Source organism: Oribacterium parvum ACB1, assembly GCF_000238055.2.
In the GTDB taxonomy this organism is placed as follows: Bacteria; Bacillota; Clostridia; order Lachnospirales; family Lachnospiraceae; genus Oribacterium; species Oribacterium parvum.
Genome location: NZ_KE148312.1, coordinates 716726 through 731526, shown reverse-complemented (window position 1 = coordinate 731526; position 14801 = coordinate 716726). Strand labels below are relative to the sequence as shown.

Sequence of the window (14801 nt, the reverse complement as noted above, 5' to 3'; positions counted from 1 at the left end):
GGATAGATAGGCAAAGTAAACCTTAGGAAGAAGTTAAACTTTTTTAAAGAAATTAAGCTATATCAATCAAGCTATATCAAAATATTTAAAGAATAAGAAAGGGGAAATCGATGGCAAACTGTATCGTCTGCGGAGAGAAGCTTTCCGAGCTTGCCGTTTTTCATAATATGCCTGCCTCTGCGCAGGATTTTCCGAGAAAAGAGGATTTGGAGCGGGAAAAGCCGGTGGACTTACCGCTTTGCCAATGCCTGCACTGTGGTCTTGTGCAGTTTGATACCGAGCCGGTTCCCTATTATAAGGATGTGATTCGTGCAGGAGGCGGAACGACAACCATGCGCCGTCTTCGAGAGGAAGAATACAAAAAACTTCTTTCCTATTTGCAAAATAAGGGACAGAAGGAGCCCGTGATTTTGGAGCTGGGAAGCGGACAGGGAGAGTTCCTTAAGATGTGGGAAGGTGTGGAATGCGGAGCTTTGACCCCCTACATTTTCGGGATAGAGCATAAGAAGAGTCTTGTGGAAAAGGGGAGGGCGGCAGGTCTTCCTCTCTATGAGGGCTTCCCGGAAGAAGACTTTTCCTTAAAGGGGCTTATTGCTCTTTCTCCGGACGGAAAACAGGAAAAGGAAGTCGGAGAGGAAGTCGATGCTATGGTGCAGTTCAATTTCCTTGAGCACCAGAAGGACCCGAAGGGGATGCTGGACTACGCGTATACGCATCTTCGGGCGGGCGGCATTTTCCTCCTCACGGTACCGAGCTTTCATTATATTTTGGATAATAAGAGCTACTACGAGCTGCTCCGTGACCATATCAGTAATTTTACGGAAGAGAGCCTGCAATACCTCTCTCAGGAAGCCGGTTTTTCTCTTATTGAGAGTCGCGTAATCAATCGGGATACCATTGAGTTTGTTTTGCAAAAGGAAGCGAAGGAGAACTTAAGCATTTTCCGCTATAGCGGGCAGAAAATCGACATTTCTCCTCTTCTTGAAAATGAAAAGGAGATTCAAGAGGATGTAGAAGCTCATATTGCAAAGCTAAAGGAAGAGGGAGAAAAGATGGCTATATGGGGTGCGAGCCATCAGGGGCTTACGCTGCTTTCCACAACGGCACTAAAGGATGTAGTTTCCTATATCATTGACTCTGCACCCTTTAAGCAGGGGCTGTACAGTCCGGCTTCCCATGTATTGATTGTGCCGCCTGAGCATTTTCAGGAGGAGCCGGTGGAAGAAATTCTCATCGTGGCACCGGGCTATACGGACGAGATAGCCGGGATTATCAAACGGGACTTTCAGCCCTGTCCGCGGATTTTGGCACTTCGGGGCGAAAGGATAACGGAGCTTTAGGGGTGAAGGGAATCGCCTGTAGGAAAGCAATAATCTGGCAAAGTGCGAAGTTGTTTGCTACGAGGGTAGAATAGAGACTAAGACCTTTATAGAATGATAATCAATCATAATCCGGTGAGCTGCAAAGTATTTTACGAAAAAGGAAAGGGAGTCGCTGTGCGAGCATTTGTCTTAGAGGGAAGAGGAAAAGTGAAATGGATGGAGAAGGAGAAACCGCGCCTACTTTCGGAACACGGTGTGCTCATCATGCCCCTTCTTCTTGCGCCTTGCACAAGCGATGTGCATACAATCTGGCAGGGATCTCCGAAGAGAGAAAATCTCACTCTGGGGCATGAGTGCGTGGGGAAGATTATAGAGAAAGGCAGTGCGGTAAAGGATTTTTCCGTGGGAGAAATCGTGGCGATTTCCGCCATTACCCCGAACTGGGACAGTGAAGAAGTTACGGAAAATGAGTCTCATGCAGGCTATCCTTTTTCTGCCCATTCCCTTGGGAAGTCCATAGACGGGGCTTTTCAGGAATGCTTTTATTTACCTCATGCGGATAAAAACTGCGGAAAAATTCCGGAGGGACTTTCCTTGGAAGACGCACTTTTATGCACGGATGTTTTGCAAACCGGCTTTACTGCTGCAGAAGAAGGAAGAGTGGAGAGGGGAAATACGGTTTGTGTACTGGGAATCGGGGCTATCGGCCTTGCGGCAATCTTTGCGGCGCAGTACTTCGGAGCAAGTCGTATTTTTGCCGTGGGAAGTCGGGAAGAGAGTAAAAGACTGGCTCTTAGTATGGGAACAAAGGATTGTCCGGTGGAGGTTTTGGACTATAGAGAGCTTAGAACGCCCCTCCCTAAAGGAAAGCATCCTCTGGCAAATTCCACCAATTCTTCTATTGTGAACGAGATTTGGAACAGGACAGACGGCAAGGGCGTGGACCGGGTGCTTCTTTGCGGAGGAGACGAATATGCCCTTTGCGAAGCCTCCGATATGGTAAAATACGGCAGTGGCGTGGTCAGCAATGTGGCCTATTTCGGGGCGGATGAGGACATTGTTACGGAAGAGCTTTCCGGAAGACCGCTCCGCTATCTTATTGATGAAGAAGAGAGAGAAAAGAAGGCGGTAGACGCCCTTTATTTACCGAAGTTTTCCTTAGGAAAGGGTATGGCGGGAAAGAGCTTTGTCTTCTCCCTTTCCAAAGGCGGAAGAACGCATCTTGAGAAAATCATGAAGATAGTCAAGGAACGGAATTTTCATCCGAGTGCATTTTTTACGAAAAGCTACCGCGGTATGGAAAATATAGAAGCGGCACTGTATGATATGAAGAACAGAGAGGCTGTAAAAGTCTTGGTATATACGGATTTAGAAAGATAAAAACCGTCAAAGTTTTAATGTATACGGATTTAGAAAGATAAAAGCCGTCAAAGTTTTAATATATACCGATTTAGAAGGATAGAAAGGCCGTAAAAGTTTTCAATGTTTACCGATTTAAAAGGATAGAAAAGAGGTTGGAATTTGAAGAAAACCATCAGTATCGTTATCCCCTGTTATAACGAGGAGGAAAATGTTATTCCCCTTGCGAATGCACTTAGGACTTGTTTTCAGGAGAAGCTTAAGAATTATCATTATGAGCTTCTCTTTATTGACAACGACTCACAGGATAAGACGCGGGAGAACTTAAGAGCACTTTGCAAGGAAGATAAGGGGATTAAGGCGATTTTTAATGCTAAGAATTTCGGCCAATTTAATTCCCCCTACTATGCCATGCTGCAAAGTACGGGAGATGCCACCATTTTGATGGCGGCGGACTTCCAGGATCCGGTGGAAATGATTCCCCGCTTCGTTCATGCCTGGGAGGAGGGCTACCGCATTGTAATCGGGGTTAAGACAGAGAGTAACGAGTCGAAGCTTATGTACGCGCTTCGGGGCATTTACTATAAGCTTATCCGAAAAATGTCTTCCGTGGATCAAATCAGTCAGTTTACAGGCTTTGGCTTGTACGACAAAGGATTTATTTCGGTAATGCAATCTCTGGACGATCCCACCCCCTTCCTGCGCGGTATTGTGGCGGAGCTTGGTTACAGAAGAAAGGATATCCCCTATACGCAGCCGAAGCGCCGGGCGGGCGTGACACACAACAACTTCTATACCCTTTATGATGCGGCCATGCTGAGCTTTACCAGCTATACCAAGGTGGGACTTCGTTTGGCGGTATTTTTTGGCGGGATCTTTGCAGGAATCAGCATGCTGGTCGGGCTCATTTATCTCATGATGAAGCTGATCTGGTGGGACCGCTTTCCCGCAGGTATGGCTCCTATGCTGATTGGAATGCTTTTCCTCGGCTCTGTGCAAATCTTTTTTATCGGACTTTTGGGAGAATATATTTTATCCATTAACCAAAGAGTCATGAAGAGACCGCTCGTGGTGGAGGAAGAGAGACTGAATTTTTCGGAGCAGGCGAAGCAGGCTACCGGCGAAAGCAGTACTTCGAAACAGGCAATAAGCGAAGACAGTTCTTCAAAACAGCCGGGGCAGGATGCCTGTGAAAGCGGTTCTTTAGAACAGCCGGCGCAGAATGAAAGTTCTTCGGAAGAGGTGTAAGAGAAAATGAGAGCAAAGATTGATATCGCCCTAGTCAGGGAAGGGAAATTACATATACAAGGCTGGGCTTTTGGAAGAGATCCGGAGACTCCCGTAGAGATATCCGTTCAAGGAAAGGCAGGGGAAAAGAGAGAATTTTCCTATGAGGAAGTAGAGCGGGAAACCGTAAATGAAGCCTATTTTCCAAAGTACGAGGAGGAAAACGGGAAGAAAATCAAGAGGAAGTTGGGCTTTTCTTTGGACACCCCTTACGAACTGGGAAAGGGCGAAAGGGTGGAGCTTTTGCTGGAGGTGGATCAGCAGCTTCGTCGTTTTAGTTTTGATGATAAAAAAATCGAGTCCTTTAACTCTCATTCCCACAAGAAGATGGAGAAATTTCTGGCCCTCTTCCAATGGGAAACCGTGGAAGCGGTAAAGGACACCCTGAAAAAGGGCGGTCTTTCCGCTCTTTGGCATAAGAGTGTGCGAAAGCTAAAGAGTATTGAAGAGGACTACGACTATAACGAGTGGTACAAAAAAGAGAAGATCGGAGTGGAAGAGCTTTCTCGGCAAAGGGCGGAAGTTTGGGAGAATCCCCTGCTTTTTTCCATTGTGATTCCGGTGTACCGTCCCAAGGAGGCTTTTTTACGAAGACTCTTAGACAGCATTTTATCCCAGACCTACCCGCATTTTGAAATTTGCCTTGCGGATGCTTCCGAGCTTTCCGAGGATTCTTTGGAAAATGGAGAAAAGTCCCCCATTGCGGTCTTAAAGGAATATCAGGAGAAGGACAGCAGAGTGCGTTTTACCGCCCTTCCTAAGAACCTGGGGATTTCCGGAAATACCAATGCCGCCATTGCCATGGCCAAGGGAGATTTCATCATTTTCTCCGACCATGATGATGAGCTGACGGAAGATGCCTTATATACCATTGCGAAAACCATCAAGGAGCATCCCAAGGCGGAGCTTCTCTATAGTGATGAGGATAAGATTGACTTTGCTTCCGCCTATTACTTTGAGCCCCACTTTAAGCCGGATTACAGCCCGGAGCTTCTTCGTAGTGTAAATTATTTCTGCCATCTTCTGATTGCGAAGCGTTCTTTGCTGGAGGCGGTAGCGAAAGAGGGAGAAGAGGGAGAGAAGATTTACGAGCAGAAGGAATATGACGGTGCGCAGGACTATGACCTGATTTTGCGACTTTGTGAAGAGGCGGAAAGAAGGGAAAGGGTTGTAGGTTTCAGTGAGGAAGAACGAAAGGAACAGGAAGAGGCGCTCTTTACTTCTTCTACTATTGTTCATATCAGGAAGGTACTCTATCATTGGCGCTCTCATCAGCTCTCCACTGCCCAGAATCCGGAGGCAAAGCTCTATGCCTTTACTGCCGGAGAGCGGGCGGTTTTCGACCATGCAAAGCGCTTGGGACTTCCCATTGAAAAGGTGGAGAGAGGCATTACCTACGGCTATTATCATTGCCACTATGCCTTGGAGAAAAAGGATGGGGAGCTTCCTCTTATTTCCGTGATTATCCCGAGTAAAGACCATAGCGAGGATTTGGATCTGGCCATTCGCTCTCTCTTTGCCGGAAGCTATCCCTATCTGGAAGTGATTGTGGTGGAGAACAATTCCGTGGAGGAAAAGACATTTTCCTACTATGAAAAGATTCAGGAGGAATTCCCGGCAAGGTACGGAGAGTTTCATACCAAGGCGGTAAGGGTGGTGCGCTGGGAAAGAGAGTTCAACTACTCCGCGATCAACAACTTCGGAGTGGGATTTTCCCACGGAGAGTACCTGCTCTTTATGAACAATGACATTGAGTGCTTAAAGGCGGATTCCCTGGAGGAAATGCTTCAGTTTGTGCAGCAGGAGGAAATCGGAATCTGCGGTGCAAGGCTTCTCTATCCGGATAAGATGATTCAGCACGCAGGTGTGGTGATGGGCTTTGGCGGCATTGCAGGAGCCACCTTTATCGGTACCCACGAAACGGAAAACAGCTACATGCATAGGGCAGCCTGCATTCAAAACTATACTGCTGTCACTGCCGCCGTTTTAATGACCAAGAAATCCCTCTTTGATCAGGTGGGCGGTTTCCGAGAAGAGCTTGCCGTAGCTTTTAATGATGTGGATTTTTGCTTGAAGATTCGTGCCCTTGGGAAGCGGGTGGTTTACACTCCTTATGCCCTTTTCACCCATTACGAGTCCAAGTCCAGAGGGCTGGAGGACAATCCGGAGAAGGTAAAGCGTTTCAACGGAGAGATTGTCTGCCTCGCAAAGCATTGGCCGGAGATTTTGAGAAAGGGAGATCCCTACTATAACCCGGCACTGACCCTTAGGAAGTCAAACTTTACGCTAAGAGACCTTTCCGTAGAGAAGGTGGGAGAGCCGTTTCCGTTGGAGATTTTGAAGGATATCGTGTAGATGAGGATACGGTGCTTAGGCCATCCCCTCTTTCAAAAAGACGCTCTCGCTCGATTCCGACGTAGCGGATACTAAGCAGAAAACTTCGCTGTGCTTGTTTTCTGCAAGTACCGACGTCTCCATACGCTTTTCGTAAGAGGGGATGGCCTAAGCATCTGTATAATGGTATTTTTTGCGATTCCAAAGCATGAGCCAATCAAAAATATGTAGAAATGGTGCGGCAGATTGTAGAAAGTGAGGCGAAAAATGATGAAGACGCTGAATGATTATTTGGCAATGTCTTATCGTATGGAAATTGTAGAAGATAAGGATGAAGGTGGATTCGTTGTTTCTTTTCCGGATTTATCTGGTTGTATTAGCTGTGGTGAGACAGTAGAAAGTGCAGTAGCGAATGCGATGGATGCAAAAAAAGAATGGCTTGCAGCAGCTTTGGAAGAAGGTGTGAAGATTCATGAGCCGGATAGTCTGGAAGACTATTCCGGACAGTTTAAGTTGAGGATTCCCCGGAGCTTGCATCGATCCTTAGCGGTGCATTCAGAAAGGGAAGGAATTAGCATGAACCAGTATTGTGTATATCTGCTTTCTAAAAATGACGCCTAGTACAAAAGATGAGTGGATATAGAAGGAAAGGAAAATAAATCATGAAACTGAGCGAATTCCCTTATGAGAGGGTGGATTTTACAAAAATGGAAAAGGAGCTTTCGGATTTAACGAAGGCCTTGGACAAGGCAGAGTCCGTAGAGGAGGTCTTTTCCATTCATAAAAAGTATTACAAGATGCAGGACGATGTGATGACGGCGATGGTGCTTGCGAATTTTCGGAACAATATCGATATGACCGATGAGTTCTATGAAAAGGAGAAGGACTACTATGATGAAAAGATGCCGGGCTTTTGGAATGCGATGGTGGATTACCAGAAGAAGCTCTATCACTCTCCCTTCAAAAAAGAAATGGAAGAGAAAATCGGGCATGTTGCCTTTAAGAACATTGAACTTGCTATAAAGGGGATGGATGAGAAACTGATTCCCCTTATGCAAAAGGAAAATGAGCTCACTACCGCCTATGGAAAGCTTCTCGGTACGGCAACGATTGAATGGGAGGGAGAGGAATTAAACCTTTCTCTTATGCGCCCCTATATGACAAGCGTGGACCGTTCTGTCCGCGAAAGAGCCTGGGAGAAGTACAGTGCTTTTTTTGAGGAGCATAAGGAGGAACTGAATTCCCTCTATGATGAGTTGGTAAAGAATCGTACCGAACAGGGGCGTCTGCTCGGCTATCCCGACTTTACTGAACTCGGCTATGCCAGAATGAATCGTAACTGTTACGGCGAGAAGGAGATTGAAAGCTTCCGAAATCAGGTGAAGCGTGACCTTGTACCTTTTGTGGAAAAGCTGCATGAAAAGCGAAGAAAGAGACTGGGAATTGACCATCTCTATTATTATGATGAAGATGTTTTCTTCCCGGAGGGAAATCCTGCGCCAAAAGGAACTCCGGAAGAAATCATGGCAGCAGGAGAGAAGATGTACGATGAGCTTTCTCCTGAGACCTCTACTTTCATGCGGAAAATGAGGGAAATGGAGCTTTTTGATGTCCTTGGCAGGAAAAATAAGAGTACCGGCGGCTATATGGATATGCTTCCGAACTACAAGATGCCTCTTGTTTTTGCAAACTTTAACGGAACTGCAGGAGATATCGATGTGATTACCCATGAGTGTGGACATGCCTTTCAGGGCTATTTGACTGCGCATCTTCCTATTCGGGAGCATAATGACTTAACTTCCGAAACGGCGGAAACCCATTCGATGTCCATGGAATTTTTCACGGAGCCTTGGATGGAGCTGTTCTTTGGAGAAAGGGCGGAGGACTACAGGGAAATGCATTTTGAAGATACGCTGATGTTTATTCCCTACGGTACCATGGTCGATGAATTCCAAAATATTGTGTACAAGAATCCGGAAATGACTCCGGAAGAGCGAAATGAGCTTTGGAAGAAGCTTGAGAAGGAGTACAGACCGCATCTTGATTATAAGAACAATCCTTTCTTAAATGAGGGAAGACTTTGGCAGAAGCAGAGCCATATCTATGAAAACCCCTATTACTATATTGATTACTGTCTTGCTGCGGTAAATGCCCTGCAGTACAAGGCTTTCATGAAGCGGGATTTCAAAGAAGCGTGGAAGAGCTATATGGAGTTTTCTCATCTTTCCGCCTCCCTTTTCTTTACCGAACTCGAGAAGAAGGCAGGACTTATGAGTCCCTTTGAGGAAGGAAGCCTAAAGAAACTTGTGGAAGGGCTCAAGGACTAAATTCCATATCGCACGCTCTGCGAAATACTCGTTAAGAATAAAAGGGGCTGTAAAAAATCACTTTATTACTTGATTTTTCACAGCCCTTTTTTTATAGAAAAGCTTGAAGGCTTTTCGTCTATAAAAATGTATTCTCTATGAATGTTTACGTTCTTTTCTTTTTCTCCTGTAAAGCCCAAAAGGCCAGTCCGATGACGCTTATTCCGAAAAGAGTAAAGCTGAACGGATTACTCCGGTCTTCGGTTTTGACAAATCCTCTTCCTTTTCTTTCTACGCCGAGAACAGTGGGGGTCGGTCTCTCTTCCCCTAAAACTTCCCCGTTAGAAGAAACTGCTTCTCGACTTGCGGAAAGTACCGCAGGAGTTTGGCTTTCCTCGACAATCGGTGTACGAGAACCGCCACCGCTGTTTCCGCCCCCGTTTCCGTTACCATTTCCATTGCCGGGATTCACCGGATTAACAGGGGTCGTAGGATTCACCGGTTCTGTCGGATTTTCGGGAGTTTTCGGATCTTCCGGTCGTATAATTTCTCCGCCGCATATTCTGTCACTGTCTAATTTATAGAGAGGCTGCTCTCCGAAAGAAGGGAGGCTCTCCAATTTGCCTGTGAGATAAACCGGGAGTTCTTTACTGCTTCCGTCTTTAAAATGAAGCGTCGTCTTTACAAAATGCGAGCCGAAGGTAGTCTGGGAGACTTTGTCTGCATTAGGGAATTCTACAGAGGCCAGATCCTTACCTAATTCTGTGCGGAGGACTTTTTCGATATCTTTTTTATCTTCCTTGGTAATCAGAATCACGGGATAGCCGTCTTCCGTTTTATTCCCGTCATAACGCATGTTTTTGGCAAAAATATAGTTGTGATAAGCGTTTTCTTCCGACATGGCATCGTTCAGATTCAGCCTTAAGTTTCGCACAAACTCGCCGTCCTTGTAGACAGGATAAAGGATTTCCTTATTGTATTTTACAAGATATGCCCCAAGCGGTAAGGTCTTATTTTGTAATACGGGTGCACCGAGCTTTTCCCCTTCTTTTAAAGAACTTTTTAAGTAATCTTTCAGGGATTGTCCGGAGTTTCCTGTTCCGCGATTTTTATAAACGTAGTTTTTATCTTGAGAAAGCTCTAGGTTTTCCAAGTCTGCATTTTCCAGAGGAAAGACGGAGCTTACGTTTAATGCAGCGCTATAGGTGATGGGAAGAGTGACTTCCACATCTCCGCTTTTTTCCGTTTTTACAGTGAGCTGAATACCGTAATCGGGTGTCTCTCCATGAGTAAAATCAACCATGCGCACGTCCACATTTCGTGCAATTTCCGGATCTACCTCAACTGAAAGCACGCCGGTCAGGGCATTATTAATAATGCGGCTGAACTTCCCTTTAATCTCCTTTATTTCCGCCTCTGTAAGAGTATTCTTTTCAGCTAGTTCTTCTTCTGTAAAAGATGGATTATTTTCGAATCGCCCTTCATCAAAAGGAAACGAGAGATTCTTACTAAGGAAGTTTACCAATTCTTCGGGAATCTCTCCAAGACTTTGCAGACTCCCGACATTCACTCTTGCATGCTTAGTGTTTCCGCTTTCATCCGTATACTCTACGCTGTAGTAGTACTGCTTTTCCTTGCCTTCTCCTTCAGACCGAATATTTCTATCTGTAAAATGAATCTTCTTTATTTCCGGATAATTCTCTTTCAGGAAGCTGATGATTTCTCCCATGTTATGATCACAGATTTCCTTATTTTTCGGAAGATTAAATTGATTTACATTTCCGCTTACTATGAAGTTAAAGGTTTCCGAGTTGGTGCCCTTTAAGGGAATGAGATATTTTTTCGGCTTTCCGGTAACCTCGTCGAATCCTTGCCAAACCAGGTAGGCAAGCTTTTCTCCGCTTTCGAACTTTTTAAAGCGGATAGCAAAAGGACTTCCGCCAGCCATAACGCCGTCAGGGGGTAAAAGACCGCCTAAAGCCATATCGTCATCCAAAGAAGGAGAAGGATCAATCTTCTCCCGAATCGTCTTGGCAAGTTTTGCGAGAATCGGATTGCTGTTTGCATTGCCGGAGAGGTCCAAGTAATAAGCTTTTCCGTCTTTTTCTTCATAGTACTTATCTTTATCCAGATTTATGGAAACCGGGATAGGATCCAGTATATCGTCAAAATAGCGATAGAATGCCTCTTTTGTATTCCGCTGTTCAAAAGCGTAAGGGTCTTCAAATTCCTCTCCTCCCGGAAGATCGCTGTCGGATGCCCTCACCTCTAAAGGACTATAGTGTGTAAAATCCATATTGCTGCCACTTGTTACGGAAGATTCGGCTTCTTCTCCGTCCTCCCCGGTGAGGACGGAATTCCAGGATTCGTTCGCGGGTTCTCCCCAAGTCGGACCGAAGCTAAAGACAGAGCTGCTTAAAGAGAGCGCCAGAAGCAACGGGATAATTTTTTTCCTTTTCATAGATTTTCTCCTTTATTACTCTATTTTTTTGCATACAAAAATGCTTTCGAAGTGGAAAGCATTTTGTATGAAGAGTTCTATATTTAGTCACCCCCGAAGAATCCCATGATCACGATGCCGATTACCGCGAGTACAACGGCAAAGTACTGCTTTCTTGAGAGTCTTTCCTTTAAGAAGATGTGTGCCCAGAGAGCGGAGAAGATACAGTAACTGGAAATGAGGGGTGCGGAAGCTACGGCGTTTGCGGCAAGGGCTATGATGTACGCCGCCTGTCCTGCGGTCTCACTCATGGCACCGAGAAGCTTTGCTCCGTCATAACTCGGGAAAAACTTTGTCTTCTTCACGAAGATAAGATAGAGCAGTGTGATGATTCCGACTACGAGGAAGGTATATTCATAGGCCACATTTGCGGAATCTTCGGAAAGACGATGCACGAAGATAGAATCCATAAGGGTTCTTTCTGCAGGATTATCCGATATCGGAGACAAAACCACCGCATCCATAAAGGTTCCAAGACCGTCAATGATGCAGTAGGCGATAGAGAAGAAGATAGCCAGGAAGCTGTTCATATGCTTCATGCCGGGTTCTTCCCCGGATTCCTTCAGCTCCGCTTCTTCCTTCTGCTTTTGAAAATAAGAAAGAAGAACAATCGCAACAATGACCAGAACGGTGGCAATAAGTTGCGGAAAGCTGAGCGTTTGCTTTAAGAAAAGAAAAGACAAAAATGCCGCTACCGCTCCGGATGTATTACAAATCGGAGAGGTGATGGAAAGCTCTATATAGCGAAGTCCGATGTAGCCCAGGAGCATCGAGAAGATATAGAGGAAAGATACGGGAAGATAAACTAAAACCGTCTGGAGATTAAACGTTACTCCATTTACAAGAACTTGATATGTTGCATGAGAGCCCATCACGAGTCCTACAGCAACAATCATCTTTAGATGGCTGTTTTTATCTTTCTGCGGAGAACCGAGCTTAGAAAAAAAGTCGGAACCGGACCAGAAAAAGACAGCAACCAAGGAAAGAATAAACCACATAATAACCCTTTCTGATAATCATGAATAGAATTGCAACAAATTGATTCTCTATAGTGCACGATAAGATAAAGCATTCGGAATGTGAACTGTCTTGCAAAGTAAAAACAATTGTAAGACTTTCAAAAAAGACCGAAAAATTAATACAAAATTAAACGTTCCATAAAAAATCACGCATAATATAGCAAAATTATTTATATTTGACAAGCGAGATATTGGGGAAAGAAAATTAAGCCATAAAAATGCTCGGTCGTTTTAGGCCGAGCATTTGTTCTAAAGAGTATTTCCTGTTTTACTTTTTTTCTTGTCCTGTAAAGCCCAAAAGGCTAAAGCGATTGCGCTTAAAGCGGAGAAGTAGAGTGGGAATGCATGAGTCTCATCCATTGTCTTAACATGACCCCTTCCTTTTCTTTCGGCACCGAGAACTTCCAGAATCGGTTTTGTTTCTTCGGAGCGCATCTCTCTGGCCTCTCCTAAAACCTCCGGATTTACGGAAGATGGAGTGTTTTCCCTATTTTCAGAAAGAACGACAGGAGTTTTATCCTCTCCCGAAGCCGGTGTACGAGAGCCCCCGTTACTGCCTGAGCCGCCACTATTTCCTCTTCCCTGATTGCTGGGAGTAGCAGGATTTTCCGGCTGTGCAGGTTCTTCCGGATTTACGGGTTTTTCAGGTTCTGTCGGTTCGTCTGTTCCCTTACAACCGTTAAAGCAGGAATAATTATAGCTTAAGTTGTATACGGGCTCTTTATGTCCGGGTCTTGTGTCTTCGCAACCTGCGTTTCTTAAAATCTCGACATGTACTTCTTTTTGGGTACCGTCATGGAGATTCAGTGTAATAACAGCCCTGCCCCAAACAGTGGTATCAGCTATACTTTCAATAGACTGGAAAGCTTCCCCATAACGTTCTCGGAACAGCTTTTCTAACTCTTCTTTTGGTTCATCCATTAATTGATTGGATTGAATATCATGCCCCTTTAAGTAGAAGGGTTTCGCATAATCATCTCTTAATCCGAGGAATCCGTTATCCTTCAAGTTAATTTTTAGAGTACGGATAAGGCTTCCATCCTCAGCTAAAACCGGGTAGTGGATTTCTTTTTTGTAGTATACCTTATTCACGTCCACGATATCCGGATTCCCAAGCAGCTCTCCATCATTCAACTTACTTTTTAGATAGGATTCTAAAGTAATGGCATTCGAATCATTTTCACTTGGAATGTAAATGTATTCTTTGTCTTTAGAGAGTGCATACTTTCTCAAATCGTCCTTATCTACAGGAAATAAGGAGATAAGCTTTAATTCCCTGGAATAGTAAATAGGAAGAGTTATAGTATAAAATTTTGGAGCATCTTGAACTTTCGTATCTTCTGTTGTGACTTCGAGTTCTATTCCGTATTCTCTATCCAACTCTTCATCGGTATATAGGTCGGAATAGGGATATGGCACCTCGTAAGGAACCAATTCGGGATTCACCTTGACGGAGAGAACTCTGGTAAGGGCATTGTTCTTTATACGATCAAATTTCTTCTCCAACAGAGTAACTTCTTCATTCGTAAGACGTTGACTATCCTTAAAGCGTCCCTCCGGAAATTCTAACTTGAGGGCGGCTTCAATCATTGAACGGGTAGCATCGCTTCTACGGATAAAGTTCCTATGATCCCCTACGTAAACTTTATTCTGTTTTTTGTTGCCGTCCGTATCCGTATATTCTACGGGATAGTAATATTCTTTGACTCCATTTATTACATCGTATTGTATACGACGATTTGTAAAGCGAACATCTGCGATTCCGGGATAATTTTCCTTAATAAAGCGAATAATGGTTTGCATATTGCCTTTGCAAATTTCTTTATCTCTTGGCAGATTGAAACTATCCATATGGCCTATAACGGAAAAGTGAAAGTTGTCCAGTTCACGCCCTTTTACAGGAATCAAATAATAATCTGTAGAACCATCATCCTTATATTTAGGGAAAATGGAATAGGCAAATTTTTCACCGTCTTCAAACACGGTAAAGTAGATTGTTGGTTCCGACATCCCCATGCCAACATCAATTAAAGATCCTTGAATATAATTAATAAGATCAGCGGGATCATCCACGAGATCATTTGCGATGCCTGCGTCTTTAATGGCATTCGCGATTAACAGGATGCTGGGATTACCTTCGGGTAATCCCACTGCCGGATTAAACGGATTCTTATCAGAATAATACATGGTAAAATCAAGGTAATCCGGAACTTCAACCGTTTTTAAAACGCGTTTAAATTGCCGTAAAAATTGTGCTTTATTGGTAATGCTAAAGTCAGGGTATCCCGACGGTTCTTCCTCTATATTGCTGCTGCTTACAGGAATTGAAATAGAGTCGTCTTCAGCTCCTCTATCTTCCATAAGAAATAATCCTACGTTTTCTTCTTCCTCCTCAGTGGTAAGAATGTTTTCACCCACTCCGTCACCCTCTGTGGTTCTGAAGTTTTCGTTTTCGCCCTCATTCTCTATGGCAGAGAAGTCGCCACTTTCGGAAGAGCTAGCTTCCATGCCGCTCATCGGCTCTCCCCAGGTGGGAGCAGTATAAGCCCAGACAGAGCAAGTTAATGCGGCTGTCATAATAAGGGGAATCAAACGTTTCCTTTTCATAAATACTCTCCTTGTTTAAAAATATTAAATTATTTTTAAATTTAATAAAAATCTTGCATACTATAGC

General features: G+C 44.5%; 9 protein-coding genes. 6 read left to right on the top strand and 3 right to left on the bottom strand.

Features of this window, described 5'->3' with window-relative positions; genetic code table 11:
• Nucleotides 1–110: 110 nt before the first annotated feature.
• The 6 genes from HMPREF9625_RS03365 to HMPREF9625_RS03340 all read left to right on the top strand — a co-directional run bounded on the left by HMPREF9625_RS03365 (nucleotide 111) and on the right by HMPREF9625_RS03340 (nucleotide 8629).
• Complete coding sequence (locus HMPREF9625_RS03365; RefSeq protein WP_009535598.1) at nucleotides 111–1340, top strand: class I SAM-dependent methyltransferase; 1230 nt, start codon at nucleotides 111–113, stop codon at nucleotides 1338–1340.
• A 156-nt stretch (nucleotides 1341–1496) separates the two neighbouring features.
• On the top strand, nucleotides 1497–2702 hold the full coding sequence (locus HMPREF9625_RS03360; protein ID WP_009535597.1) for an alcohol dehydrogenase catalytic domain-containing protein: 1206 nt from the start codon (nucleotides 1497–1499) through the stop codon (nucleotides 2700–2702).
• Between the two features lie 141 nt (nucleotides 2703–2843).
• Nucleotides 2844–3929: a glycosyltransferase family 2 protein gene (locus HMPREF9625_RS03355; RefSeq protein WP_009535596.1), complete on the top strand. Its 1086-nt coding sequence runs from the start codon at nucleotides 2844–2846 to the stop codon at nucleotides 3927–3929.
• Between the two features lie 6 nt (nucleotides 3930–3935).
• Entirely contained in the window at nucleotides 3936–6323 is a 2388-nt protein-coding gene (locus HMPREF9625_RS03350; RefSeq protein WP_009535595.1) for a glycosyltransferase family 2 protein, read from the top strand.
• A gap of 249 nt (nucleotides 6324–6572) precedes the next feature.
• Nucleotides 6573–6923 carry a type II toxin-antitoxin system HicB family antitoxin gene (locus HMPREF9625_RS03345; RefSeq protein ID WP_036596619.1) on the top strand — a complete coding sequence of 117 codons (351 nt, stop codon included), beginning with the start codon at nucleotides 6573–6575 and terminating at the stop codon, nucleotides 6921–6923.
• A gap of 41 nt (nucleotides 6924–6964) precedes the next feature.
• The gene (locus tag HMPREF9625_RS03340; protein WP_009535593.1) at nucleotides 6965–8629 is read left to right on the top strand and encodes a M3 family oligoendopeptidase; all 1665 of its coding nucleotides are present in this window, start codon (nucleotides 6965–6967) and stop codon (nucleotides 8627–8629) included.
• Between the two features lie 145 nt (nucleotides 8630–8774).
• Here the strand turns inward: HMPREF9625_RS03340 and HMPREF9625_RS03335 are convergent, their stop codons facing one another.
• The 3 genes from HMPREF9625_RS03335 to HMPREF9625_RS03325 all read right to left on the bottom strand — a co-directional run bounded on the left by HMPREF9625_RS03335 (nucleotide 8775) and on the right by HMPREF9625_RS03325 (nucleotide 14734).
• On the bottom strand, nucleotides 8775–11069 hold the full coding sequence (locus HMPREF9625_RS03335; RefSeq protein WP_009535592.1) for a hypothetical protein: 2295 nt from the start codon (nucleotides 11067–11069) through the stop codon (nucleotides 8775–8777).
• Nucleotides 11070–11152: 83 nt separating this feature from the next.
• Entirely contained in the window at nucleotides 11153–12106 is a 954-nt protein-coding gene (locus tag HMPREF9625_RS03330; RefSeq protein ID WP_009535591.1) for an EamA family transporter, read from the bottom strand.
• Between the two features lie 270 nt (nucleotides 12107–12376).
• Nucleotides 12377–14734, bottom strand: a complete 2358-nt coding sequence (locus tag HMPREF9625_RS03325; protein ID WP_009535590.1) for a hypothetical protein — start codon at nucleotides 14732–14734, stop codon at nucleotides 12377–12379.
• Nucleotides 14735–14801 lie beyond the last annotated feature (67 nt).

Bases quoted from the DNA above. Each gene is read 5' to 3' on its own strand.
- HMPREF9625_RS03340 (WP_009535593.1), top strand. From the start codon at position 6,965: ATGAAACTGAGCGAATTCCCTTATGAGAGGGTGGATTTTACAAAAATG.
- HMPREF9625_RS03335 (WP_009535592.1), bottom strand. From the start codon at position 11,069: ATGAAAAGGAAAAAAATTATCCCGTTGCTTCTGGCGCTCTCTTTAAGC.
- HMPREF9625_RS03330 (WP_009535591.1), bottom strand. From the start codon at position 12,106: ATGTGGTTTATTCTTTCCTTGGTTGCTGTCTTTTTCTGGTCCGGTTCC.
- HMPREF9625_RS03365 (WP_009535598.1), top strand. From the start codon at position 111: ATGGCAAACTGTATCGTCTGCGGAGAGAAGCTTTCCGAGCTTGCCGTT.
- HMPREF9625_RS03325 (WP_009535590.1), bottom strand. From the start codon at position 14,734: ATGAAAAGGAAACGTTTGATTCCCCTTATTATGACAGCCGCATTAACT.
- HMPREF9625_RS03350 (WP_009535595.1), top strand. From the start codon at position 3,936: ATGAGAGCAAAGATTGATATCGCCCTAGTCAGGGAAGGGAAATTACAT.
- HMPREF9625_RS03345 (WP_036596619.1), top strand. From the start codon at position 6,573: ATGAAGACGCTGAATGATTATTTGGCAATGTCTTATCGTATGGAAATT.